This window comes from Prevotella sp. PTAC, from assembly GCF_013166535.1.
Taxonomy (GTDB): Bacteria; Bacteroidota; Bacteroidia; order Bacteroidales; family Bacteroidaceae; genus Prevotella.
The window spans coordinates 106,598-132,196 of record NZ_JABKKK010000004.1; the positions used below are offsets into that span (position 1 = coordinate 106,598).

The following is a 25,599-nucleotide window of genomic DNA, read 5'->3' on the forward strand; positions in this document are numbered from 1 at the left end:
TCATACCTGCTTTATTTATGTTTTATCCTGTCATGGCCAAATAAAACAATTGTCTGTTTCGTCTTTCGGTATATTTTTTGTAAGTTTGCACTATATAATGATGTGCCTCGACACGGGGGTATGCGTAAGACCGACGTGTATGGTAAAAGTGGCATCGTACGATTTCGGATAATCTTAAGCATATTAAAATGATGACAGCGATGAGCGAGAAAGACAGAATATTGCAACTGCGCAGGGAGTTGCACGAGCATAATTACAGATACTATGTTTTGAACGCGCCGACAATCGGCGACATTGAGTTTGACATGATGATGCGTGAGCTTCAAGACCTTGAAGGCCGCCATCCGGACATGGCCGATGAAAATTCGCCGACGCAACGTGTCGGCAGCGATATAAACCGTGAGTTTGTGCAGGTGGAGCACCGCTATCCGATGCTGTCACTGTCCAATACGTACAGCGAACAGGAAGTGGCCGACTTCTACAACTCGGTGAAGAAAGGGCTTGGCGGTGAGGAGTTTGATATTTGCTGCGAGATGAAATACGACGGTCTGTCGATAAGTCTCACATACATCGACGGAAAACTTGTGCGTGCCGTCACCAGAGGAGACGGTGTGCGTGGCGATGATGTGACGGCCAATGTTAAGACGATAAGGACAATACCGTTGGAGTTGTTTACCGCGCCACACTCTTCCGGACAGGTCATTCCTCCGGGAGAGTTTGAAATACGTGGCGAGATCCTCATGCCTTGGAGCGTGTTCGAGCGGCTTAACAAAGAGCGTGAGGCGGCCGGAGAGCCGCTGTTTGCCAATCCGCGCAATGCGGCGAGCGGCACTTTGAAGAGTCAGAACTCGGCTCTTGTGGCAGGCCGGCATCTCGATGCCTATCTTTATTACATGCTCGGCGATGGACTTCCGGCCGACGGGCATTATGAGAACCTGGAAGCTGCCCGCTCGTGGGGTTTCAAGATAAGCGACGGCATGCGCAAGGTGAAGAACCTCGACGAGATATACGAGTTCATAAGGTACTGGGACGAGGAGCGTAAAAATCTGCCTGTGGCTACAGACGGCATTGTACTGAAAGTCAATTCGCATCGCCAGCAGCGTGCTCTTGGGTATACGGCAAAAAGCCCGAGGTGGGCCATAGCATATAAATTCAAGGCCGAGAGGGAGCGTACACGGCTTGTCGATGTTACTTTTCAGGTGGGACGCACGGGTGCGGTGACTCCAGTTGCCAATATGGAACCGGTGCGGCTTGCCGGTACCACTGTCAGGCGCGCCACGCTGAACAACGCCGATTTCATACGCAGTCTCGATCTGCACGATGGTGACTACGTGTATGTGGAAAAGGGAGGGGAGATAATACCTAAGATTGTCGGTGTGGACACAGACAGCCGTGAGGCCGGAACAAAGGCCGTGGAGTTTGTAAAACGATGTCCCGAATGCGATGCCGAGCTTGTGCGCTATGATGGAGAGGCGGCATATTACTGCCCGAACGATACCGGATGTCCTCCGCAGATAAAGGGGCGTATAGAGCATTTCATATCCCGTAAGGCAATGGACATCGAGAGCCTCGGTCCGGAGACGATAGACGATTATTTCCGTAGGGGACTGATACATGATATAGCCGATTTATACGATATCGACATTCAGCAGATAAACGGTGACGGTAGCCGCGCCAAATCGGCGCAAAAGATTGTCCAGGGTATAGCGGCCTCGGTCGGAGTGCCGTTTGAGCGGGTGGTGTTTGCCCTCGGCATACGCTTTGTCGGTGAGACGTCCGCCAAGTTGCTGGCACGCCATTTCAAGACAATGGAAGCATTGGCGGCGGCCGGTATGGATGAACTTACTCAGGTGGAAGGCATCGGTGAGGTGATAGCCCGCAGCGTGATGACATATTTCCGCGACGGGAAAAATCTCGAAATAATATCACGTCTGCGTGGGCATGGGGTCTGTATGCGACTCTCGGAAGAGCAGATGGCGGGCGGCAGCGACAAGCTGGCGGGGCAGTCGGTGGTCATCAGCGGTGTGTTCAGGCATCACGGACGCGACGAGTATAAAGAGATGATAGAGCGGAACGGTGGTAAGAGCGTTGGTTCGATAAGTTCAAAAACCTCTTTCATACTCGCCGGCGACAACATGGGGCCGGCCAAGTTGCAAAAGGCTGAAAAACTCGGGGTACGCATAGTGGACGAGGATGAGTTCCTTACTATGTTGGGTGAGTAGCCGATAGGCAGGTATTCCGCTTGGTGATGGTTGGCGTCTCCATTGCTGTTTGCTTGCGGGTCGGTTGTGATGAAAGAACGTTTTAATGCTATTTGACGAGATGAGGATAATTGTTTCAAGCGAGATAGAGACCGTGTGTCCTGGTTTTGTGGGTGCGGCGGTGGAGGCACGGGTGGTCAATACGGAGCATAACGCCGCTCTGTGGAGCGAGATAGACACTCTTGCCGAGCGGTTTAGGGCTGAACATACCACGGAGACGATAAAGCAAATATCGGGCATCGGGGCCACGAGACGTGTGTACAAGGCGTGCGGAAAGGATCCGAGCCGCTACCGTCCGGCGGCCGAGGCGCTCATGAGGCGCATCATACAGGGTAAGCCTTTGTACAGGATAGATACGCTCGTAGACCTTGTCAACCTTGCGAGCATTGCTTACGGATACAGTATCGGCGGTTTCGACGCCGGCCGGTTTGAGGGTGACACTCTCACGCTCGGCATCGGCCGTGAAGGCGAGCCTTATGAGGGGATAGGCCGTGGGATGCTCAATATAGCCGGTCTGCCTGTATACAGGGATGCCGCCGGTGGTGTGGGTACGCCTACAAGCGACAACGAGCGTACCAAGATGACGATGGAAACACGCCATGTGCTCGTGCTGATAAACGGTTATGACGGTGATGAAGGGCAGGTAATGGCTAACGCCCGGTATGTCGGCGGTCTGCTGGCCGGATACGCCTCGGGCAGAGATATAGGTATCACGGCGTACAGGCCGTGATACCTTTGCGCCGCTTCCCATACATAGTATGTCTTAAATCCGCCATTGTTTTCCTTTTGTTCTGATGTATTTGTGAAAGTAGTTATTGAAATAATAGCGGTGTATAATGCCCTCCGGCAGTGTTTTTGCGTATTAATGATTACCTAAAAAATGCCATGACGTGAATAATTCGGATGGCTTAAATACTTACAAATGATTATTGTCGGAATGCTTTAATTTGTTTATTTTTGCATGGAATAAAGGTAAATGGCTAAAAACAATGAAACATCAGAAGATATATGAGGCGGGCGACAAGATGATATCGCTCATCAAAGACAACTACGACCTGTTGCAGTCGCTCGGCAGTTTCGGCATCAATCTCGGTTTCGGAGACAAGACGGTGAAGGAGATTTGCGAGGACAATGGCGTCGACACATACACGTTTCTCGCTGTGGTGAACCTCGTGATCAACGGCTATTCCGATTTCGACAACGATGAACAGCTGTCCGTGCCCACGTTGCTGCACTATCTCGAAGCGAGCCATGTGTACTATCTCGACTTCCAACTGCCGTTCATCCGGCGCGAGCTGGCCGAGTCGATAGACGAGAGCGACAGTCTCGGCATATTGATAATGAAACTTTACGACGAGTATTCCAGAGAGATACGCAGGCACATGATGTATGAGGAGCAGACACTGTTCCCATACGTGAATGCGCTTCTGGAAGGGCGTGCCGCGGGCGACTACACGATAGAGACGTTCTCAAAGACACACGAGGAAGCATCTGAGAAACTTAAAGAGCTGAAAATACTGATTATCAAATATATGCCGTCGGATGTGCGTAGGAATAACCAGCTTATGGCAACCCTGCACGACATATATAACAATGAGGAGTGGCTGAGCCTGCACGCCCAGGTGGAAGACAAGGTGTTTGTGCCTGCTATCAGGCGGCTTGAACGGTTGTCGCGTCGCAGCGACGTGACGAAAAACATATCGTCGATGGTATTCAAGGGAGGGCAGGAGAACGGTGACATGCTCTCGGAGCGTGAGCGTGACGTAATCGTGGCTCTCGTACAGGGGATGGCGAACAAGGAGATTGCCGATCATCTGTGCATCAGTGTGAACACGGTTATTACACACCGCCGGAACATAGCCCGTAAGTTGCAGATACACAGTCCGGCAGGCCTGACGATATATGCGATAGTGAACGGGCTGGTGGATATTTCGGCAGTTAAGCTGTGAAGAAAAGTTTGTGATTATACATATAAATTATGGCAAATCCGGTACGTGGTATCGGATTTTATTGTATCTTTGCATCCGGCTTTGGTAATCCAAAGTGTTCAACCGGAAAGAGAGAAATCTAACAATAAATTTTCAAAAACGGAAAACTTTTTGAAAATTAAATTCAAAAAAGTTTTCCAAAAAGAGTAACTTGCGATGGAAATAAAGAGCTTTACCATTACGAAAAGAGACGGTTCGACAGATCGTTTCTCACTCGATAAAATAATGAATGCCATCATCAAGGCGTTCGAGTCTGTAAAAGAGCCTGCCGACCTGGGGCATATATCAAGTATATTGAGCCATCTCGATATTCATGAGGGTATCACGGTAGAGGAGATACAGAACCAAGTGGAGGAGTCGTTGATGAAAGAAGGCTACTATAGGGTTGCCAAATCGTTCATGCTTTATCGGCAGCGGCACACTGAGGACCGGGAGACGATGGACAAACTGAAATTTCTCGCCGACTATTGTGAGGCTGCCAATGCCGCCACCGGCTCTAAATATGACGCAAATGCTAACGTGGAGCATAAGAACATAGCGACACTCATAGGAGAGTTGCCCAAATCGAGTTTTATCCGGCTTAACCGTCGTCTGATGACAGACCGTATAAAGAAAATGTATGGTAAGGACCTGTCAGACAAATACATCGACCTGCTCACGCATCATTTTATATATAAGAATGATGAGACGAGCCTGGCAAACTATTGCGCATCTATAACGATGTACCCGTGGCTTATCGGTGGGACAATGTCTATCGGTGGCAATTCGACGGCTCCGACAAATCTTAAATCGTTCTGCGGTGGTTTTGTCAACATGGTGTTCATGGTGTCAAGCATGCTCAGCGGGGCATGTGCCACACCGGAATTTCTTATGTATCTCAATTATTTTATCGGTTTGGAATATGGCCGTGATTACTATAAGAAAGCGGGTGATGTGGTAGACCTGTCGGCAAAGCGGCGTACGATCGACAAAGTGATAACCGACTGTTTCGAGCAGATTGTGTACTCGATAAACCAGCCTACAGGAGCCCGTAATTATCAGGCGGTATTCTGGAATATAGCATACTACGACAAACCGTATTTCGAAAGCCTTTTCGGAGAGTTTTATTTTCCCGACGGCAGTCAGCCCGACTGGAACGGACTTTGCTGGCTTCAAAAGCGTTTCATGAAATGGTTTAACAGGGAACGCACAAAGGCAGTGCTCACTTTCCCGGTGGAAACAATGGCCCTGCTGAGCAAAGACGGTGAAATGATAGACGCCGACATGGCCGATTTCACTTCCGAGATGTATTCAGAAGGTCACTCGTTCTTTACTTATATGAGTGACAATGCCGATTCTCTTTCGAGTTGTTGTAGGTTGCGCAACGAGATACAGGACAACGGATTTAGCTATACTCTCGGTGCGGGCGGTGTGTCGACTGGTTCCAAGAGTGTGCTGACGATAAACCTGAACCGCTGCATACAGTATGCCGTGAACAACAACATGGACTATAAGGAGTATCTCACAGATGTGATAGATCTTTGCCACAAAGTGCAACTCGCTTATAATGAAAACCTGAAAGAGTTGTGGCAGCATGGCATGCTTCCTCTGTTCGATGCGGGATATATCAATATTGGCCGGCAGTATCTGACAATAGGAGTGAATGGACTCGTTGAGGCAGCCGAGTTTATGGGGCTTGCTATCACCGATAATCCCGATTATCTGAATTTTGTGCAGACAGTGCTCGGACTGGTAGAGCGGAAGAACAAGGAGTATCGCACGAAGGATGTGCTGTTCAACTGCGAGATGATTCCTGCGGAGAATGTTGGTGTGAAGCATTCCAAGTGGGATAGGGAAGACGGCTATTTCGTGCCGCGCGACTGCTACAACAGTTATTTCTATATAGTGGAAGACGACTCATTGAATATCATTGACAAGTTCAAGTTGCATGGAGCTCCTTACATTCAGCACCTCACAGGTGGTTCGGCACTGCACATGAATCTTGAAGAACACCTCTCGAAAGCACAGTATCGTCAGTTGCTCAACGTGGCGGCGAGAGAGGGATGCAATTATTTCACTTTCAATATACCGAATACAATATGCAATGATTGCGGTACGATAGATAAGCGCTATTTGCACGAGTGTCCTAAGTGCCACTCGAAGAATATAGACTACATGACGCGTATCATCGGTTATCTGAAGCGTGTGAGCAATTTCTCGGAGGCCCGTCAGAGGGAGGCAAGCCGCAGACACTATGCGCATGCCGATTTATAATGAAGGTCTGCTGTGTGTGGTTGGCGGGCGGAGTGATTGATTTTATGCCGTCTGCGGTCTGGGTTAATAAAGGATAATCAATATTCAATTGTCAATCAGATGAGCGTATGCTTAACTTTGTGAATACGGGAGTGGTATTTCAGGAGATCCCCGACGAGGTCACACTCTCTATAAATCTGTCTAACTGTCCGTGCCGGTGTCCGGGTTGTCACAGCCAATACCTGTGGCAGAATATCGGTGAGCCGCTGACGCCAATGGTTTTGGAGGGGTTTATAAAGGAATATGGAAGCGATATAACCTGTGTCTGTTTTATGGGTGGAGACGCAGAACCGACGTATGTGAACACACTTGCCCGCTATCTGCACCGTGAGCATCCGGGGTTGAAGGTGGCGTGGTATAGCGGTCGCAGTCGTGTACCGTCCGCAGTGCGCAAGACTGACTTTGATTATATAAAGCTCGGACCATATATCAAGCATCTCGGGTGCCTGAAAGAGCGCACCACGAACCAGAGGCTTTACAAACGTGCGTCAGGCGATGACTTCACGGATATAACCTCACGGTTCTGGAAATAGGGCGGTTCATATTCATAAAAGTATGGCATAGAGAGCTTACCGCTTTGCGTTTGTTGTTGGCATGTCATTGATTTATGGTCTGTTTAGGAGTATGTTTGCAATGAATGACATATATATGCCGCGGGATGAATATTCATTTGTCGTTAACATGTTTTTTTGTCTGTTATGGAACGGGCGTCTTAATTAATCCTTCCGGATCATAACTATCATGGCGCTGTTTGTCCGTTATGGATAACGTAATATCTGAAATGGTCATTGATAAGTCATGTTTATGAAGGAGCCGGATATTGGATTGGTTGTTAGCCATGTGATAAATGGGCATTATGTTTGCTCGATGTGTTTGCGGTAGAAGCACATACGAGATTATGATTGGATTTTTTCTTATCGTAATCTCTTATTTTTTGCGTGGAAAATAAGCCTCAAGATCCGACTTTTCAGGAGTTGTCAGACATTTGTTGCTATTCTGTTGCTAAAATCTCCCGAGCATCACCACAAGAAAGTAAGTATCAATAAGTTATAGAGATTGACAGAGTTTCTGCGTCGGCAAGTGTTTTTATAAGTGGATAAATTCCGCTTCCGACGGTGTGATATAGGTTGTTTTATAATTTTATAGACTTCCGCTTTAGACCGTAATCGGTTCTTTTGATATCCTGGCGTTCCCGTTGTTTGCCGTAAGGTTAGTTTTCTTATAGATCAACCGGTGCTGTTTTTGGTTGCATTTGTATTTCTTTTGTTAGGCAACCGGTTTTTATGCTTGATATTTTCGTATTCGTTTTTGGCTGTTTTTGAGGCTTTTCGGCGTGAAATATCATATTTTGCTTATGTCGACATAACCGTGAGTGACTGCAAAAACAGTCAGGGCAGAAACACTTTTGATATTCAGCTTTTCCATTATATTCTTACGATGGGTCATGACGGTGGTGATACTGATGTTCAGCCGGTCGGCTATCTCTTTGTTGATAAACCCTTGCGTGATGAGAGCCATGACTTCTATTTCACGGTCGGATAGTATTTTTGTTTGTGCGGGTTGGGGTAGTGGAGGAAGGTTGCGGCCGTTGGCATGTGCTCGCTGTTCGAGTGCCAGTATGGATTTTATCAGTTGTTGTTCCGGAACGTTTACGCAAATGCTGTGAAATCCGCTCGGCTGCGACTCGGGATCCGTGCCGATTGTTAGCACTATTGTCTTGTTTCGTCGCTCGGCAAAGAAACTGCGGTTGCGCAACAGAATATCCATTGACACGAAATAGTGGAAATACTTGTCCGCGTTATTGGCTTGAAGTTCTGTGAACGAGCCGTAATTGTCGATAGCCGCAATGGGTATCACATCCTGTAATATATTTTTTAACCCTAATACCGCAAGGGTATTAGGGTCAATTATAGCTATTTTCGGTCTGTTACCGTTCATGGAATGTATATGTGCTGTTTGTTAAACAATTCTCATCCTGCATTAGACGAATCATTATCGATCGTTAAAATGAGCTTCCATTCAATACTAACATTCTGTCATCCAATGTCAGAGAAATGGCCGTTTGTATATAAATGAATGTGACATTATCATAAGTCATGAATATTCCGGCGTTATTTTTTTGACGTAAAACCGGGTGGATTATGATAAGAAACCGAGCAGGGTACCTGCCGCCACAGCCGAACCGATTACACCGGCTACATTCGGACCCATGGCGTGCATGAGCAGGAAGTTGTGCCGGTCATATTCAAGTCCGAGGTTGTTGCTTATTCGTGCGCTCATAGGTACGGCCGAGACACCGGCGTTTCCGATAAGCGGGTTGAGTTTTTTATCTTGCGGCAGGAACAAGTTCATGAACTTGACGAACAGCACTCCGCTTGCCGTCGCAACCATGAATGCGCATGCTCCGATGAGGAAGATGAACAATGTGTTCACGGTAAGGAACTCGCTGGCCTGTGTCGAGCATCCCACTGTCAGACCGAGCAGCATCACCACGATGTCGTTCAGAGCCGAACCGGCAGTTTTTGCGAGGCGTGTCGTCTTGCCGGATTCTTTCAGCAGATTGCCGAAGAAGAGCATGCCGAGCAACGGCAGACCCGAAGGTACGATGAATGTGGTGAGCAGGAGTCCGATGATAGGGAAGAGGATACGCTCTGTCTGGCTCACCTGTCGAGCCGGTTTCATGCGTATCACGCGCTCTTTCTTTGTCGTGAGCAGGCGCATGAGCGGCGGTTGGATCAGCGGAACGAGTGCCATGTATGAATATGCGCACACCGCAATGGCTCCCATTAGGTTCGGGCTAAGTTTTGACGACAGGAAGATGGCCGTAGGTCCGTCCGCACCTCCGATGATTGCGATGCCCGCGGCTTGGTTTGGTTCGAAGCCGAGCGCGAGCGCAACCATGTATGCTCCGAATATACCGAACTGTGCGGCCGCACCTATAAGCACCAGTTTCGGGTTGGCAATGAGTGCCGAGAAGTCTGTCATGGCACCTATCCCGAGGAATACCAGAGGCGGATACCAGCCCATGCGGACACCTTGGTAGAAGATGTTGAGCACCGAATTGTCTTCATACAGGCCTATTTCGAGACCGGCGTCGGTGCGGAAAGGTATGTTTCCGAGTATTATTCCCAATCCGATGGGTATGAGAAGCAGCGGCTCAAAGTCTTTCTTGATGGCAAGATAGATGAGTGCCGCACCCACAGCGATCATGATCAGATTACCCGCAGTGGCGTTTACGAAGCCTGTGTAGGTAAGGAACTCGTTGAAGTTCTCAATCAAAAAATCAGTAAATCCCATGTCGTCATCATGCTATTGTGAGCAGCACGGCACCTTCCATGACCGAGTCGCCCTGATTAACGGATATTGAAGTCACGGTACCTGAGTTCTCGCTTTCGATGTTGTTCTGCATCTTCATCGCTTCGAGGATTACCACAGTGTCTCCCGCATTGACCTTGTCTCCCACTTTTACGCATACGGACACAATCGTTCCTGGCAGTGGCGCCGTCGTGGGGGTTCCTTCACCGGCTTGTGCCGCGGGTTGTGTGGGTCTTACGGAAGCCGTTGTCGTTGTCTTGGACTGGGCTGGAGCCGGTTTGGGCGCTTCCACCTTTGCGTGTGAAATGGCGTGGGCCGGATTTATGGGGTGTTTCAGTTCCACCTCAAATGATACCCCGTTAACTTTGACGGTGGCAACGTTTCCCACCAATTCTTCTATCTCAACGTCGTAGTCTACGCCTTGTACCTTATATTGATATTTATTCTGGTTCATGATGATAATGCTGTTATGTTTGTTTTTTATTCGTGAAATTGTGTCATTTGTATGTACTCGACATTCCAGTCTGTGTGTTTGGGCTTGATGGTGATCACACCGCTTTCCATATCATGTATGTTGTTCTGATACTCATGCAGAGCCATTGATATCACGGCGATGTATATCTCCTTGTCTATACCCTTTGTCTTGAGGCCGTCTTGAAGGATTACGCTTGTCTTGTGTCCTATCTCGGTCGTCTTCTCCACCGTTTTCACCCCGACTTTCAGCGGTTGCATATTGGCCACTTTCTTGGCCGTGTTCCTGTGGCGCATGAAGAGTCCGAAAAGAGTGAATACAATAAATAGCAATGCCAGACAAGAAAAAACAATGCTCATGGCGAGCACCGAAATGCCGAATCCGTGCGGATCCTCCCTTTTCAGTTTGGCTATTTTCGACTCACTGACCTTGATATAGTTGGATATGCCCGGAGTGACCGCGTCTTCAGGTTTGACCTGCCACATCCTCACGCCTTTATCCTGTCGTGCGTACGACTTGTTCTCGGCAAGGGCCGGCACGGTCACCGAGTCGAGCAGTTCGGTGGCGTTTCCGTTGTAGAGGGCGATCCATACTGGCTTTCCCGGTTCTATTTGCAGCGGCAAGTAGAATGAGCCTTGCGCCGGGTTGCTGTTGCAGAAGAACAGCAGGTGCTGTTGCCCGCCGATGTTTGTGCGCGGTTCCCCGTTGGGGATTATGCACATGCGCTTTACCCTTTCAGGCACGCTCATGTTCTTGTCGAGCACGGAGCGGTCTGTGGTGAGATACATGCCGCGTATGTTATACGTAGTGTGCGACACGTTGGCAATCTCTATCCATGGACTGCAATGTCCGTATTCGTCCTGCAAACCGGCTGTGTTGTCGGTCACGACCTCGTTCAGTCTGATGCTCTTCTCTATTTGTCCGAGCATCACAGACGGACCGGCAGTCAGCAACAAACCTAACAGTAATCCGAATTTATTCATGTTTGTTTTAAATTGTTATTATATAAGTTATTGGTAAGATTTTCTTTCCAGGTGTGTATTCATGCCGTCTTTGATTTTGCCGCCATGTATATGCACGGCGAAGTCATGCCCCGCAGCACAGCAGGATGATGAGTTGGGCGACAAGTATGCGTAGGAACATGCTCAGCGGATATACCGTGGAGTATCCCACTGCCGGAGCGTCTTTCGAGCATGACTGGTTGGCGTATGCCAGTGCCGGCGGGTCTGTGTATGTTCCGGCTATCATACCCATGATTGTGAAATAGTTGAATTTATACCGCTTTCTCGCAATCGTGCCGATAATGAGGATGGGGATGACCGTGATAAGTACGCCCGTGCCGACGTATTTCAGTCCGTCGCCGGCTACTACCGTGTCCCAAAATCCGGCACCCGCCTTTATTCCGACGCTTGCGAGAAACAGAACGAGGCCGATTTCGCGCAGCATCATGTTTGCGCTTGTCGTGGTGTATGTCACGAGGTGCATCTTATATCCGTATCGGCCGATGAGTATGGCGATGATTAGCGGGCCTCCGGCGATACCGAGTTTCATGGGTACCGGCATTCCCGGGATTGCCAGCGGCAGGCTGCCGAAGACTATACCGGTCATTATCCCGAGGAAAATCGTGGCTATATTCGGCGCTTCAAGTCGTTTGATGGAGTTGCCGAGCACTTCGGCCGAGTGGTCGACGGCGTCTTCCGGGCCTACCACCATTACACGGTCTCCCACTTGAAGGGCAAGGTCGGGACTGGCAAAGAGCTCCATCCCCTGACGGGTGACACGTGTGACGTTCACGCCGTGGGCTGATGAGAAGTGCATTTGTCCGAGAGTCTTGCCGTTGATGGATGGTCTTGTGACGAGTATTCGTTTCGATACGAGCGGCCGGTCTTGTTTCTCCCATTCCACATTGGTTTCCGGGCCAATGAAAGCCACTATGGCTTCGGCATCGGCCTTGGCGCATACTATGAAGACTTGGTCGCCAAGATGAAATACCGTGTCGCGGTTGGGAATGCTTACGTGCCCGTTGTGCAATATGCGTGAGCATACGAAATCACGGTTGAGGAAGTCGTGTATCTGTTTCAGGGTCCGGCCGGCGAGGTATGAGTTTGTCACCGTGAGGTGCATCATGTGCGGTTTTACGTGCGCATTCTCGGCATTGTCGTTTCTCAGCCGTCTCTCCTCGTTTTCAAGTTTTATTCTGCAAATATATCTTATGGCTATCGTGGCGCCTATTATTCCGAGCACGCCCAACGGGTATGCGCAAGCATATCCGGCGGCTATTTGCGGTGCCGTGCCGTCTTCGAATACGCTGCCGAGCGCCTCGTTGGCCGCTCCGAGACCGGGTGTGTTGGTGACCGCTCCGTATAGTGTGCCCACCATCATTGGCAGGTTCATCGGGTTGCTCGTGTCAAAAAAGAAAAAGTAGCATGCGAACATTACCGCCACGTTGAGCAATACGGTGCTCATGGCGAGCATGTTGAGTGTGATTCCGCCTTTTCGGAAACTTTCGAAAAAGCCGGGACCTACTTGCAGGCCGATCATGAACACAAACAATATCAGACCGAAATCCTGAACAAACGTAAGGATATTTGCGGGGGCTGTAAGGCCGAAATGACCGGCAATAATGCCGGCGAAAAGCACAAAGGTGACTCCGAGGGCGATGCCTCCGAACTTAATTTTACCCAAAAGAACGCCGACTGCGATTACAAGAGCGTAGAGCATCGCTATGTGCGCTACCGAATCAGTGGCGGTGAATAATTTTATAAGCCAGTCCATTGATTAATATTTATAATCTTTATTATGCCTGCAAAATTAGCTAAAATATTGCTCAAAAGATAATTTTTGTGCAGTATTTTTTCGAAATACATGTTAACGTTACGGATAGAATGTTATAAAAGGTCAAATTGATAATTTCGTGTTGTTTAGCCGTTGTAAAGAAAAAGTTCCGGTTTTTTTGTATGCTTTTTATGTCGAAATAGAACGGCGACACGATATATGTCACGCTATGATACGGCATATGAATGGTCGTCGGCAGTCGTTTTTGAGCCTTTCGGTCTGCGACGGGACGCTCGTTGGAAGCCATTGAGCATGCTTTCGGCTTGCGTTTAGTATCCCGTTGGATCGCAACGAGCGTCTAAATGCGATGCGATTAGACGCTCGTTGCAAAAAACATCATCCTTGGAATATTATGTTTTGTCGCTTTTATTCTTGTGTTTGTATTTAATGTATTGATACTCAATGTATTGAGAAAAACAATTCAAAATTCGGGTATTTGGCGGAGGGAAAAAGTATTTTTCAAAATAAGCCGGATATAAGCGGCTGTTTGTAAATTTTTATCATTATATCCACCTTGTAAATAATAAAAAAACTGTTGTATTTTGTCACGTTGTCGGATTTTTAATATATCTTTGCATGTCGTATCACGTTTTAAATAAATATTGTGTAACTTATATAATAAACATATATTAATACGAACTATGTCAAACAATAGAGAGAAACTCTTTACCGAGTTTGCGGCTCCCACCACCCAAGAGTGGTTGGATAAAATCCAGGTGGATTTGAAAGGTGCCGACTTCAATAAGAAACTGGTATGGAGAACAAACGAAGGTTTTAACGTACAACCGTTCTATCGCAGGGAAGATGTATTGAAGTTGAAGACTCCCGATGCTCTGCCTGGTGAGTTCCCGTTTGTACGCGGCAACAAGAAAAACGACAATTCATGGTATGTGCGCCAGAACATCATCGCCGACAATGCGGCAGAAGCCAATGCCAAGGCTCTCGACATCCTTGATAAAGGTGTCGACTCGCTCGGTTTCAGGTTTCACGGCGACAAGGTAAACGCGGAGTTTGTAGAGACCCTTCTCGACGGAATCCGTTGCGACATCGTGGAAGTCAGCTTCCGCACTTGTCAGCGTCATGTGCTCGAACTGGCCGACATTCTCACTGCATATTTCGAGAAAAAAGGCTACGACAAGGAGAAGATCGTCGGTGGCATAGGCTTCGACCCGATCGAGAAGATGGTGGTCGGAGGCAAGGACACCACACCTCTGCTTGCCACGGCTCCCAGACTCGTGGAGAAGTTGAAAGATTATCCCCACATGCGTTGTATCATGGTGCACTCGGAGGCTCTGAACAACTCTGGAGCATACATCGTGCAGGAGTTGGGATATGCACTGGCCTGGGGTAATGAATACCTGCATCAGCTCGTAGAGGCGGGAGTAGACGTGGATTTGGCGGCAAGGAGCATCAAATTCTACATGGGTATATCGGAAAACTATTTCATGGAGATTGCCAAGTTCCGTGCGGCACGTCTGCTGTGGGCCGAAATCGTGAAGCAGTATGAGCCTAAGTGCGACTGCTCTTGCAAGATGATTGTCAATGCCGCCACAACATCCTATAACAAGACAATGTTCGACAGCTATGTCAACCTGTTGCGTACACAGACGGAGGCGATGAGCGCCGCTTTGGGAGGTGTTCACTCCATCGTGGTTACTCCGTTCAACGCCGTATACGAGAAACCGACCGAGTTCTCAGAGCGTATAGCCCGTAACCAGCAGTTGCTTTTGAAAGAAGAGAGCCACTTCGACAAGGTCGTAGACCCGTCGGCGGGTTCTTACTACATAGAGGAGCTGACGCACTCACTGGCCGATGTGGCATGGAGACAGTTCCTCAAAATAGAGGAAGAGGGAGGATTCCTCGCCGCTGTGAAAGCCGGTACGGTACAGGACGACATCAATGCCACAAATGACAAGCGCCATGCCGACGCGGCAAAGCGCAAGGAGTTCATTCTCGGCACAAACCAGTTCCCCAACTTCACCGAGACGGCCGAAGGCAAGGAGCCGCTGGCATGCTCTTGCTGCTGCGGCCATAAGGAGGAGGCTCCGTTCAAGTCGATAAACTCGACACGTATGGCAGCCGATTTCGAGCAGCTTCGTCTCGCCACCGAGAAGAGCGGAAAGACTCCTGTCGCATTCATGCTCACCATCGGAAATCTGGCTTGGCGCCAGGCTCGCGCGCAGTTCTCATCCAATTTCCTGGCTTGTGCGGGCTATAAGATAATAGACAATCTCGGTTTCGATACGGTCGAGGAGGGTGTAGACGCTGCGTTGAAGGCAGGTGCCGACATAGTCGTTCTCTGTTCGAGCGATGATGAATACGCGACATATTCCGTTCCCGCATTCAACTATCTCGCCAATCGTGCCATGTTCATTGTGGCCGGTGCTCCCGCCTGCATGGACGAACTGAAAGCTGCCGGCATAGAGAATTTTGTTCATGTTAAGTGCAATGTGCTCGAAACGCTGAAAGAATATAACGGTAAACTGGGAATTTAATTTTAATTAAACGCAGAAAAAACGGAGATGGACAGCCACTCATGACGCAAGGATTTATTATCCGAAGCTACGTACCTGTCACCGGATTGGCGGATGTTGCCATGTCGGCAGACCCATATTTGAGTTGCGATTGTCGTATTTGCGTTTAAAAAATAAAAGATCATGAGAAAGAATTTTAAAGATATAGATATTTACGCCGGAATAAAGGCGACCGACGGCGCCGATTGGCAGAAAGCCAACGGTATCGCCTCCAACTGGAAAACACCGGAGCATATCGAGGTTAAGCCTGTTTATACAAAAGAGGATTTGGAAGGCATGGAGCACCTTGACTACACGGCCGGAATACCGCCTTTCTTGCGCGGTCCGTATTCAATGATGTATCCTTTCCGTCCGTGGACGATCCGTCAGTATGCCGGATTCTCGACAGCAGAGGAGAGCAACGCTTTCTATCGCCGCAACCTTGCGTCGGGACAGAAAGGGCTTTCCGTGGCGTTCGACCTGCCGACACACCGTGGTTACGACCCGGATAACGAACGTGTGGTGGGCGATGTGGGTAAGGCCGGTGTGTCTATCTGCAACGAGGAGAACATGAAAGTGCTTTTCGACGGTATTCCGCTCAACAAGATGTCAGTGTCGATGACCATGAACGGAGCGGTGCTTCCCATCCTCGCGTTCTATATCGTGGCAGGATTGGAGCAGGGGGCAAAGCTCGAAGAGATGGCCGGAACAATACAGAACGACATACTCAAAGAGTTCATGGTGCGCAACACATATATATATCCGCCTGCGTTCTCAATGAAAATCATCGCCGATATATTCGAGTACACGTCACAGAACATGCCGAAGTTCAACTCAATATCAATCTCCGGATACCACATGCAGGAGGCGGGAGCCACCGCGGATATCGAGTTGGCATATACTCTTGCGGACGGTATGGACTATATCCGTGCAGGAGTGAACGCAGGTATCGATATCGACGCGTTTGCGCCGCGTCTCTCTTTCTTCTGGGCCATCGGTGTAAATCACTTCATGGAGATTGCCAAGATGCGTGCCGGACGTCTGCTGTGGGCAAAGATTGTCAAGAGTTTCGGAGCCAAGAACCCGAAATCGCTCGCATTGCGCACACACTCCCAGACTTCGGGTTGGTCGCTTACGGAGCAGGACCCGTTCAACAACGTAGGCCGTACGTGTATAGAGGCCATGGCCGCCGTGCTCGGACATACGCAGTCTCTGCATACGAACGCGCTCGATGAGGCCATCGCCCTGCCTACAGACTTCTCGGCACGTATAGCCCGCAACACTCAGATTTATATCCAGAATGAGACCAAGGTGTGCAAGCAGATAGACCCGTGGGCCGGTTCTTACTATGTGGAGAGCCTCACGAACGAGCTTGTCCACAAGGCATGGGAGCATATTCAGGAGATAGAGAAACTCGGAGGTATGGCCAAAGCCATCGAGACAGGAGTGCCGAAGATGCGTATCGAGGAGGCGGCAGCCCGCACCCAGGCCCGTATCGATAGCGGAGTGCAGACCATTGTGGGTACAAACAAGTACCGTCTTGAGCATGAGGATCCCATCGACATTCTTGAAGTCGACAACACGGCGGTGCGCAAGCAGCAGGAAGAGAGCCTTGCAAAGGTACGTTCTTCACGCGACGAGGAGGCATGCCGCAAGGCTCTTGCCGACCTTACCGAGTGTGTCCGTACTGGAAACGGCAACCTGTTGGCGCATGCCATCGAGTGTGCCAAGTTGCGTTGTACTCTCGGGGAGATAAGTGATGCCTGCGAGGAGATCGTGGGTCGTTATAAAGCAGTAATCAGAACAATATCAGGAGTGTATTCATCGGAAAGTAAAAACGACAGTGACTTTGAGCTGGCATGCCGGCTCACGGAGGAGTTTGCCAAGCAAGAGGGTCGCCGTCCTCGTATCTTCGTGGCTAAGATGGGTCAGGACGGACACGACCGCGGTGCGAAAGTGGTGGCTACAGGCTATGCCGACTGCGGCTTTGACGTAGACATGGGTCCGCTGTTCCAGACCCCGGCGGAGGCAGCCCGTGAGGCTGTAGAGAACGACGTGCACGTTGTAGGCGTGTCGTCACTTGCCGCCGGCCATAAGACGCTTGTGCCGCAGCTCATTGAAGAGTTGAAGAAAGCCGGCCGAGAGGATATCATGGTGATTGCGGGCGGTGTAATACCTGCTCAGGATTATGATTTCCTGTACAAGGCGGGAGTAGCGGCAATCTTCGGCCCGGGCACTTCGGTTGCCAAGGCCGCGGTAGAGATGATGAAGATATTGCTCGACAAAGAATAATCATTTAGTGTTATACAACCGTAAGGCGGGAATGAAACGATACGAAACATGTTCGTTTCTTTTCCGCCTTTTCTGTTTCTGTGATGTGTGTGGCAGGATCCGTTTTGCCACTTATTGATATATAAGAGTATAATGAAGAATAAAACTGTTGTTGTAAGCCAGATTCTCTTTTGTATGGCATTTATTATGCCGTTGCATGCCGATGCCTTTTCCGTTGACTCACTGTGGAGCAGGTTTGTGCGGCCGGGCGATGAGGCACGCACGAAAGTTTGGTGGTTCCATGGCGAGACGGCAACCACCCGTGAGGGAATAACGGCCGACCTCGAAGCGTTCAGTGACAAAGGCGTCGGCGGTGTGGTATACTACGATCAGGTGCATGGCAAGGGCGATTTGGCATCGGCCGTGTTCTCGCCCGAATGGTGGGACGACCTTAAATTCGCGGCTTCGGAAGCCCGTCGTCTCGGGCTTGGTTTCGAATTGAACATCAGCAACGGATATGTGGCGGGCGGTCCGTGGATTACCCCTGAGAACGCCATGCGTCGGATTACGTATGACGACACGCTGATTACATCTGACGGGAAGCGTGATATCGTGTTGCCGGCAGTAGCGATGCCGCATTATGAGGGTATAGCCGTGCTTGCTTTTCCCGATGATGAGATTGCCGACACCCGCCTGTTGAAGCCTGAAATACGTGTAAATAAATCCGGGGTAGATGCCATTTCGCTATTTGACAAGACAGGAGGGTTGCAGAAGATAACGGAGAACGGGACTGTGATAACTCTCGATTTCGGCCGTGTCTTCACAGCCCGTACATTCTCTTACCGTACCAAAGGCCGCGGGAAGGCAGCCACATGTGCCATTCCCACGCCGTGTATTCCCGGTTCGTCTTTCACCGGAGCGGGATATGTGGAGTTGCCGCCGATAGGCGATTTGGAAGTTTCCGACGACGGAATACATTATGAAAAGGTTTGTGCAATACCACCCCTTTACCGTTCGATGGGGTATAAGTTCGACCAAATAACAGTGGCGTTTCCCGCTGCGAGAGGCCGTTTTTTCAGGATAAGCCTGCATGATTGGAATGTTCCGGGTACCGCACCGTCGTCGCTTATGTTCGGAAACGCCTGTCTTTCATCGTCTCCAACGGTAGATAATTGGGAGGTAAAAGCCGCTTTCAGACCCGAGTTTGCCGATTACCGGCAAGTGCCAAAAATCTCAGGCGATAAAGGGATCTCTTTCAAAAAGATAAGAGACATATCATCGTATGCATCTGCCGACGGCACGTTGCGTTGGCAAGTGCCGTCCGGTCGCTGGCGGATAATGCGTTTCGGTCATGTACCTACGGGAGCGAAGACAAAGCATGGCCGGAAGGGAATGTCGGGATTGGAGTGCGACCGCATGTCTGCCGCTGCCGCCCGCTTGCAATGGGAGAGTTTTTTCAAGCGCGTATGCGATACGTTGGGTCTTGCCGGAGTGAAGCCCGACGGTCTTGTCATGGACAGCCATGAGGCGGGAGCGCAGAACTGGACGGCCGGATTTGCCGCCGAGTTCCGTCGTCGCAGGGGGTATGAAATCATCCCTTGGCTTCCTGTCGTCAGCGGACGCCTTGTCGGTTCGCGTTTCGAGAGTGATAAGGTGCTGTATGATTTCCGCCGCACGATTGCAGATTTGATTTCGGATAATTTCTATTCTGTGATAGACAGCCTCTGCGCCTCTGCGGGAGTGACATTTACCGCACAGGCCATCGGAGCCGCGCTGACCATTGCCGGAGATAACATACAGTCGAAAGGGCGTGTCGTCAAGCCGCAGGGAGAGTTCTGGGCATACCAGACGACAGGCGGATACGACATCAAGGAAGCTTCGTCGGCCGCGCATCTGTATGGCCGTCGTATCGCATCGGCCGAGGCATTCACCGACGCCACCTATCGCCATAGTTTCGCACAGCTCAAATCTTTGGCAGATTTTGCTTATTCCATGGGTAACAACGAGTTTGTCGTTTGCGCATCGGCATATCAGCCCTGGCTCGACCGTTTTCCAGGCTCTACAGCCAATGGCCGTCAGTACTGCCTCAACCGCAACAATACACTGTGGCCGATGAGCCGCCCGTTCTGGGACTATCAGGCACGGTGTGCCGATATGTTGAGGCAGGGCGATGCCGCAGTCACATTATGTCTGTATGTCGGCGACGATGCTCCCGTAAAACTCTTGTCTCATAAGTTGCCTGCCATGCCCGAGGGATATGACTGGGACGTGTTCACCACCGACGCCCTTTTAACCGCCATGCGCGCCGATGATAGAAAGGTGCTCACGCAGAGTGGCACGGCATACCGGATGATTATAATAGAGAATGAGACTTTTGTCTCGCCTGCGGCACTTTCCAAGATAGCCGATATGGCTGTGCAAGGAGTGCCAGTATGCGCGAACAGGGAGAGCCTCGTGCGTGTTGCAAAGATGTTCGGTGCATGTGATGATGATTATGAGCGCGTGCTGAACCGCCTTTTCTCACTGCCTAACGTGTACCCCCTTTCTACGATGGCGGCATCGCAGGAAGCCGACATAAGGAATGCTCTTGCCGCAGAAAAAATCTCTCCTCAGATTTCTTTACGTAGTGCCAACACGCCGACGGAGAAAGTCTATTTCTCTCAGCGAAACACGCCGGAGGCCGATATTTACTTCGTATATAATCGTGGCACGGGCGTGTTCCGTGACAGTGTGTCGCTCGGCACGGCGCATCGTAACATCGAACTGTGGCATCCTGTCGACCTTACTCGCACGTGGCTTGTTGCCGATAGAAAATCGCAGGCATCAAACCGTGTCCTGTTGGAGTTGCAACCGGAAGAGACAGTCTTTATCGTCGCTTCGTCAGGCGATGCACTACAGACGGTTAACACCGTGGCGGCTCATAATGAGCAGCCGATGACAAAGGTTCTGACAAAGCCTTGGACAGTGACGTTCGACCCCAAACTCGGCGGGCCGGAAAAGCCGGTCGTGTTCCACGAACTTACCGACTGGACAGAGAGTGCCGACAACAGTATACGTTATTACTCTGGCGAGGCTGTATATTCGACGGAAGTTGACATGGACAGTACTTTTCTTGTGGAGCCTCAGGCTACCGGACCTGCATCCCGTGCGGTCGTTTTTTCACGTACAGTGCTATGCCTGCCATCGGTGAATGCCGTGGCTCGTGTGGTTGTGAATGGAACGGATGCCGGTACGGTGTGGTGCTCTCCGTGGCAGACGGATATAACCGGATTGTTGCGCCCGGGAACGAATGATATAAAAATAGTGTGCGCCAATTCGATAGTCAATCGTGTCATAGGTGATGCGTCGCTGCCCGAGAGCGAGCGGGTGACGTTCTCTTTTCCTGAGTTTCTGAAACGGACAGACTGGCTTCAACCGAGCGGTATTGTTGGGAAAGTGGTGATTAGGAAATATGGCGGCAGGTAAATATGCTTGTCTGAGTTTCATGCGTAATGACGGTTTGCACGGAGATAGTTTTTTATTTCAAGTGCAAACCGTTTTTATTTATGCCATGGTTGAAACTGTCCGGAATGCCTGACGATAGAACCTACTGTTCTTTTTGAACTATATGGATTCACTGCTGTCCCGTTAAAATCGCGAAGTATCATCTGAGCTCAAATTCTCGGAATACCGTTCTTGATATTCAGGCACTTATATAACATCTTATGCTAGTTGGGTTAAGTTTCGAAATCAAATCGGTTTACCTTAAAATTGTTTGTATTACTCAGATATATAGCTTGTTATGCGGCCGATTCACAATTTTAACGGGACACTAGTGATATGGATTCAATATTCAAAATCACAGAAAAAACAGATGAGATTTGTGTGGTTATGCAGAGCGAAAATACGCTTATTTGTTGCTTTGAGATAGGATTGTGTTCATGGCATTATTATAATTTGCTTCAATAATCCCTGTTTTCAAAATTCCTTTATCAAATAACCGTAAAAGGAAATCATTATAAGATTCATTGTGGTTCCTGTCTGATAGATAGACATAAATGATAGGTGCTAATACAAGGCTGCCATCAACGTATTGTGAAAATTCATCGTATACACTTTGATTGTCGCGTAGTCCTAATTTATTGGAAATATATACTTCCGCCGCAACAATAAAAGCTTCGTTTCTGCCCTCACTATGTCTTTGGGCAATATCTTCTTTATCTCTATAAAAAGCATCGTTGTCAAGCTCGCGTAATTTTGTCATTAGTTCGGGTGAAAGGTAAAGGTTATGCAAATTTTCATGAATATAGATATTCATAAAACTTAATCTCAACTGCTTTTCTATTTCATGGTCAAGAATCAAAGGAGTGCAGCAAAATGATTCATCTGAAAGGTTGAAAGCATTTTTTATATCTAAAATGAATATTTTGGATTGGATGTCAGGTAGGGAATCTGGAAGAAAAAAATCATTCAGGCTATTGTTTGCGGCATTTAGCAAGTCCTGGTTCAAATCATAATTGTCAATATGTGATTTCAGTCTTGGATAGATAGTGTTATCCCAATACTCCGAATATCCGTTGTCGACTAATTGTTGTAAGACATAGGATAGTTGGGGCTGAACGGATAAAATACTGTTAGCCCATTCAATATTGTGGGCAAGACTGTCTAAGTGCTGAATAACGGACAGACATTGTGAAACATCATTTTTATCTCCATTAAGTTCAGTATATAGATTGCAGAGTTTCGATGCGTTGCAATTTGAATTAACGTATGCGACATTGGAGGCAAAAACAGAATCGGAACATAGTTTTTCAAAACGAGCGTCTTCCTTGATTTGATCGATATATTGAGGAGCGCATAATAAGTCCAAACATTTGGATGTATTAAATATCTCCCCGAATGAGTTTAGTCGGGATAGCAATATGAGTGTAATTAAAAAGAAATACTTTTTATTTGGTTGCATGCTGTATACGATATCTGAGTTAAAAAAATACTTTCAAGTGGAAATTCCATAAAAGATAGCAAATGGTTTTATCTTTTCCAGTAGCAAAGTTAAGCAAAATATTTCAATCCGTGGCTTCATTGCATGGCATTGTGGGCCTGTTGGCATGATATTGGACAAGAAAAGAGGCAGACGTGATAATATTTTGCGCGGCAGAACGTTATTTCCTTAAACGGTGGCAGTGCAGCTGTCATATTTTATCAGCAACATATAAATGATATGGAAAGAAACATACCGTCATTGGATATCCTTATTGATGTGGTCAGAGAGGCAGCCGGATTGATGCGGACAGATACTTTTGAGGTCTCGTGCAAGGAAGGATACTCAAACATTGTGACATCGTCCGATGTCGCAGTACAAAATTTTCTGTGTGCCAGACTGGCCGCGTTGCTTCCCGGCAGCGGCTTCCTATGCGAGGAGGAAGACATGTGGGACACGTCGCATGAGTATACATGGATTATCGACCCGATAGACGGTACGGCCAATTATAGCCGCGGAATAGCCCAGTGTGCCGTTTGTGTGGCACTCAAACATGATGCCGACATAGAGCTTGGAGTTGTCTGTCTTCCTATGACAGGCGAGCTTTTCTCGGCAGAGCGGGGTAGAGGGGCTTATCTCAACGGACATCGCATCTCTGTTTCCGGAAGGCCGTTTGCCGACTCTGTGATGTGTACAGCCCTGCCCGTATACCATAAAGAATATGCCGGTTTGTGTTCGGATATCATCCGTGAGACATTTTCCAAATGCAATGATATACGTCGTTTCGGTGCATGTGCGCCGGAGTTGTGCTATTTAGCCATGGGCCGTTGCGAGCTATATTTCGAGTATCTGCTTAGTCCGTGGGATTTTGCCGCAGCCTCGCTGATAGTCACCGAGGCCGGTGGCGTTATCACAAATCTGTATGGTGAACCGCTTACTTTTACGTGCCCAAGCGGTGTTGTGGCAGGTAACAGTCTTTCCAACCACGCCACTCTGACCGATATAGTGAAGCGTAATATTGGTTAACGTATTGTATCATACTTTTCTTCATCGCTGTAAACCGAGCGTCAGATATGTGTCGCAGTCCAATGGCGAAGGTGTGGCATGCCCTTGTTCCCCCTGATGAAATAAAACGTCCTGTTTCTATCTGGAAGTATGGTCGTAAATGGTATGTATAATGAAGCTCGACGGCAATCCGATAGCATTTTTATTAGTATTCCGTTGGCTTGCATTTTGCGCCTGATTGCATTTCAACCGGTATCCGGCTGTATTTCATAGGATGTTTCATCGCTTACATATAGAAAATAAAAAAGGCTTCATTCGAAGCCTTTTTATGATATTCTTATTATATTTGCATTCGGAACAGTAATAAACGAACAATCAAAACGAAAGAACAATGAAAGTATTGCACACAGAAAAAGCGCCTGCGGCGATAGGCCCTTACAGTCAGGCGATAGAGGCCAACGGCATGGTATTCGCTTCCGGGCAGATACCTCTCGACCCGGCCACCGGAGAAGTTGTTGAAGGCGGAATTAAAGAGCAGACCCGACAGGCGCTCACAAACGCTGCCGGTGTGATGGAAGCCGCCGGACTGACACTTGCAAATGTAGTGAAGACAACAGTATTCATGGCCGACATGAATGATTTTGCCGCTATGAACGAGGTTTATTCCACGTTTTTCAGCGAGCCGTTCCCCGCCCGTTCTGCCGTGGCGGTGAAAGCCTTGCCAAAAGGTGTACTCGTGGAGGTGGAGTGTATCGCCATTAAATAATAGGAGCTAAGGATGATTTTTGGAGGAGCTTAAAATCCTCTGACAGCCTCCTGAACTTTTTTTTAACCTCTAAACTCCCCGGGAATTACCCTTTTGCTCTAAGCTCCCAGAAAGCCACTGCCGCCGCGGCGGCTACGTTCAGTGAGTCGACACCGTGAGACATCGGTATGCGTACCACGTAGTCAGCTTGCGAGATTGTCTCTTCCGGCAGTCCGTCGCCTTCAGTTCCCATGACTATGGCAAGCCTCTGGACAGATGCCAGTGTTGGCGAGTCTATCGGAATAGAGTCGTCGGTCAGTGCCATGGCGGCTGTGCTGAAGCCAAGACTGCCGAGCGATGCTATTCCACCGTCGAGCCATGTCCACGGAACGAGAAATACGCTGCCCATAGAAACACGCACGGCACGGCGGTTGAGCGGGTCGCACGAGTCTGGAGTGAGCAGCACGGCATCTATTCCCAATGCGGCCGCCGAGCGGAATATAGCTCCGATGTTGGTTGTGTCCACTACGCCGTCTATCACCACTATGCGCCTCGCCGTGCGGCAGATGTCCTCCACCTTGCGGTCTTTCGGCCGCCGCATGGCGCACAGTACGCCTCGGGTGAGGGTGTACCCCGTGAGACCAGCCAGGATTTCCCGGTCGCCGGTATATACCGGGATGTCTCCGCACCGTTTTATTATCTCTGCCGCATCGCCTGTGATATGCCTGCGTTCGCATAGCAAGGCGAGCGGTTCGTAACCGGCGTCGAGTGCCACTTTTATCACTTTAGGGCTCTCGGCGATGAATATACCCTTGTCCGGCTCGATGCGGTTGCGCAGTTGTGCTTCGGTTAGTGTGCTGAAAACCTCAACTCCCGGATGTTCCGGTGATTTTATTTCGATTATTTCCATTGGTACCGTTATGTGCTTTTTGTCCGGCCGTT

At 49.1% G+C, this 25,599-nt stretch carries 17 protein-coding genes; 10 read left to right on the forward strand and 7 right to left on the reverse strand.

The features are described 5' to 3' along the window. Window positions 1–200: 200 nt before the first annotated feature. The 5 genes from ligA to nrdG all read left to right on the forward strand — a co-directional run bounded on the left by ligA (window position 201) and on the right by nrdG (window position 7,074). The gene (gene ligA, locus HPS53_RS04055) at window positions 201–2,222 is read left to right on the forward strand and encodes an NAD-dependent DNA ligase LigA (RefSeq protein WP_172204667.1); all 2,022 of its coding nucleotides are present in this window, start codon (window positions 201–203) and stop codon (window positions 2,220–2,222) included. A gap of 100 nt (window positions 2,223–2,322) precedes the next feature. Continuing rightward, on the forward strand, window positions 2,323–2,991 hold the full coding sequence (locus HPS53_RS04060; RefSeq protein ID WP_172204549.1) for a B3/4 domain-containing protein: 669 nt from the start codon (window positions 2,323–2,325) through the stop codon (window positions 2,989–2,991). 259 nt (window positions 2,992–3,250) lie between these two features. After that, a complete protein-coding gene (locus HPS53_RS04065; RefSeq protein WP_172204551.1) occupies window positions 3,251–4,210 on the forward strand; it encodes a LuxR C-terminal-related transcriptional regulator in 960 nt (319 codons plus the stop codon). Between the two features lie 195 nt (window positions 4,211–4,405). Then, a complete protein-coding gene (gene nrdD, locus HPS53_RS04070; protein ID WP_172204553.1) occupies window positions 4,406–6,502 on the forward strand; it encodes an anaerobic ribonucleoside-triphosphate reductase in 2,097 nt (698 codons plus the stop codon). A gap of 107 nt (window positions 6,503–6,609) precedes the next feature. Then, complete coding sequence (nrdG, locus tag HPS53_RS04075; protein WP_104370352.1) at window positions 6,610–7,074, forward strand: anaerobic ribonucleoside-triphosphate reductase activating protein; 465 nt, start codon at window positions 6,610–6,612, stop codon at window positions 7,072–7,074. A gap of 808 nt (window positions 7,075–7,882) precedes the next feature. Here nrdG and HPS53_RS04080 read toward each other — a convergent pair. The 5 genes from HPS53_RS04080 to HPS53_RS04100 form a co-directional block, all read right to left on the reverse strand. Beyond that, complete coding sequence (locus HPS53_RS04080; protein ID WP_104370353.1) at window positions 7,883–8,479, reverse strand: response regulator transcription factor; 597 nt, start codon at window positions 8,477–8,479, stop codon at window positions 7,883–7,885. 201 nt (window positions 8,480–8,680) lie between these two features. Beyond that, on the reverse strand, window positions 8,681–9,838 hold the full coding sequence (locus tag HPS53_RS04085; RefSeq protein ID WP_104370354.1) for a sodium ion-translocating decarboxylase subunit beta: 1,158 nt from the start codon (window positions 9,836–9,838) through the stop codon (window positions 8,681–8,683). Between the two features lie 7 nt (window positions 9,839–9,845). After that, window positions 9,846–10,310, reverse strand: coding sequence for a biotin/lipoyl-containing protein (locus tag HPS53_RS04090; RefSeq protein WP_104370355.1), 465 nt, complete (start codon window positions 10,308–10,310; stop codon window positions 9,846–9,848). A 26-nt stretch (window positions 10,311–10,336) separates the two neighbouring features. After that, window positions 10,337–11,311, reverse strand: a complete 975-nt coding sequence (locus tag HPS53_RS04095) for an OadG family protein (RefSeq protein WP_104370356.1) — start codon at window positions 11,309–11,311, stop codon at window positions 10,337–10,339. Between the two features lie 103 nt (window positions 11,312–11,414). Further along, entirely contained in the window at window positions 11,415–13,103 is a 1,689-nt protein-coding gene (locus HPS53_RS04100) for a putative transporter (RefSeq protein ID WP_104370357.1), read from the reverse strand. 701 nt (window positions 13,104–13,804) lie between these two features. Between HPS53_RS04100 and mutA the strand changes: the two genes are divergently transcribed. The 3 genes from mutA (at window position 13,805) to HPS53_RS04115 (ending at window position 21,412) form a co-directional block, all read left to right on the forward strand. Continuing rightward, window positions 13,805–15,658 carry a methylmalonyl-CoA mutase small subunit gene (gene mutA / locus HPS53_RS04105; RefSeq protein WP_172204555.1) on the forward strand — a complete coding sequence of 618 codons (1,854 nt, stop codon included), beginning with the start codon at window positions 13,805–13,807 and terminating at the stop codon, window positions 15,656–15,658. A 162-nt stretch (window positions 15,659–15,820) separates the two neighbouring features. Continuing rightward, the gene (gene scpA / locus HPS53_RS04110) at window positions 15,821–17,968 is read left to right on the forward strand and encodes a methylmalonyl-CoA mutase (protein ID WP_104370359.1); all 2,148 of its coding nucleotides are present in this window, start codon (window positions 15,821–15,823) and stop codon (window positions 17,966–17,968) included. Between the two features lie 174 nt (window positions 17,969–18,142). Next, window positions 18,143–21,412 (forward strand): glycosyl hydrolase, encoded by a 3,270-nt coding sequence (locus HPS53_RS04115; RefSeq protein WP_216651881.1) that lies wholly within the window; start codon window positions 18,143–18,145, stop codon window positions 21,410–21,412. 424 nt (window positions 21,413–21,836) lie between these two features. On the opposite strand, the gene HPS53_RS04120 is transcribed toward HPS53_RS04115, so the two are convergent. Beyond that, entirely contained in the window at window positions 21,837–22,796 is a 960-nt protein-coding gene (locus tag HPS53_RS04120) for a hypothetical protein (protein ID WP_172204559.1), read from the reverse strand. Between the two features lie 351 nt (window positions 22,797–23,147). On the opposite strand from HPS53_RS04120, the gene HPS53_RS04125 reads away from it, so the two are divergent. After that, entirely contained in the window at window positions 23,148–23,933 is a 786-nt protein-coding gene (locus tag HPS53_RS04125) for an inositol monophosphatase family protein (RefSeq protein WP_172204561.1), read from the forward strand. Window positions 23,934–24,303: 370 nt separating this feature from the next. Beyond that, window positions 24,304–24,678 carry a RidA family protein gene (locus HPS53_RS04130; protein WP_172204563.1) on the forward strand — a complete coding sequence of 125 codons (375 nt, stop codon included), beginning with the start codon at window positions 24,304–24,306 and terminating at the stop codon, window positions 24,676–24,678. A gap of 85 nt (window positions 24,679–24,763) precedes the next feature. On the opposite strand, the gene HPS53_RS04135 is transcribed toward HPS53_RS04130, so the two are convergent. Continuing rightward, window positions 24,764–25,567, reverse strand: a complete 804-nt coding sequence (locus HPS53_RS04135) for an RNA methyltransferase (protein WP_172204565.1) — start codon at window positions 25,565–25,567, stop codon at window positions 24,764–24,766. Between the last annotated feature and the right edge of the window lie 32 nt (window positions 25,568–25,599).

Excerpts from the sequence above, each read along its gene's own strand:
- ligA (WP_172204667.1), top strand. The coding sequence starts at position 201 with ATGAGCGAGAAAGACAGAATATTGCAACTGCGCAGGGAGTTGCACGAG.
- HPS53_RS04060 (WP_172204549.1), top strand. The coding sequence starts at position 2,323 with ATGAGGATAATTGTTTCAAGCGAGATAGAGACCGTGTGTCCTGGTTTT.
- HPS53_RS04065 (WP_172204551.1), top strand. The coding sequence starts at position 3,251 with ATGAAACATCAGAAGATATATGAGGCGGGCGACAAGATGATATCGCTC.
- nrdD (WP_172204553.1), top strand. The coding sequence starts at position 4,406 with ATGGAAATAAAGAGCTTTACCATTACGAAAAGAGACGGTTCGACAGAT.
- nrdG (WP_104370352.1), top strand. The coding sequence starts at position 6,610 with ATGCTTAACTTTGTGAATACGGGAGTGGTATTTCAGGAGATCCCCGAC.
- HPS53_RS04080 (WP_104370353.1), bottom strand. The coding sequence starts at position 8,479 with ATGAACGGTAACAGACCGAAAATAGCTATAATTGACCCTAATACCCTT.
- HPS53_RS04085 (WP_104370354.1), bottom strand. The coding sequence starts at position 9,838 with ATGGGATTTACTGATTTTTTGATTGAGAACTTCAACGAGTTCCTTACC.
- HPS53_RS04090 (WP_104370355.1), bottom strand. The coding sequence starts at position 10,310 with ATGAACCAGAATAAATATCAATATAAGGTACAAGGCGTAGACTACGAC.
- HPS53_RS04095 (WP_104370356.1), bottom strand. The coding sequence starts at position 11,311 with ATGAATAAATTCGGATTACTGTTAGGTTTGTTGCTGACTGCCGGTCCG.
- HPS53_RS04100 (WP_104370357.1), bottom strand. The coding sequence starts at position 13,103 with ATGGACTGGCTTATAAAATTATTCACCGCCACTGATTCGGTAGCGCAC.
- mutA (WP_172204555.1), top strand. The coding sequence starts at position 13,805 with ATGTCAAACAATAGAGAGAAACTCTTTACCGAGTTTGCGGCTCCCACC.
- scpA (WP_104370359.1), top strand. The coding sequence starts at position 15,821 with ATGAGAAAGAATTTTAAAGATATAGATATTTACGCCGGAATAAAGGCG.
- HPS53_RS04115 (WP_216651881.1), top strand. The coding sequence starts at position 18,143 with ATGGCATTTATTATGCCGTTGCATGCCGATGCCTTTTCCGTTGACTCA.
- HPS53_RS04125 (WP_172204561.1), top strand. The coding sequence starts at position 23,148 with ATGGAAAGAAACATACCGTCATTGGATATCCTTATTGATGTGGTCAGA.
- HPS53_RS04130 (WP_172204563.1), top strand. The coding sequence starts at position 24,304 with ATGAAAGTATTGCACACAGAAAAAGCGCCTGCGGCGATAGGCCCTTAC.
- HPS53_RS04135 (WP_172204565.1), bottom strand. The coding sequence starts at position 25,567 with ATGGAAATAATCGAAATAAAATCACCGGAACATCCGGGAGTTGAGGTT.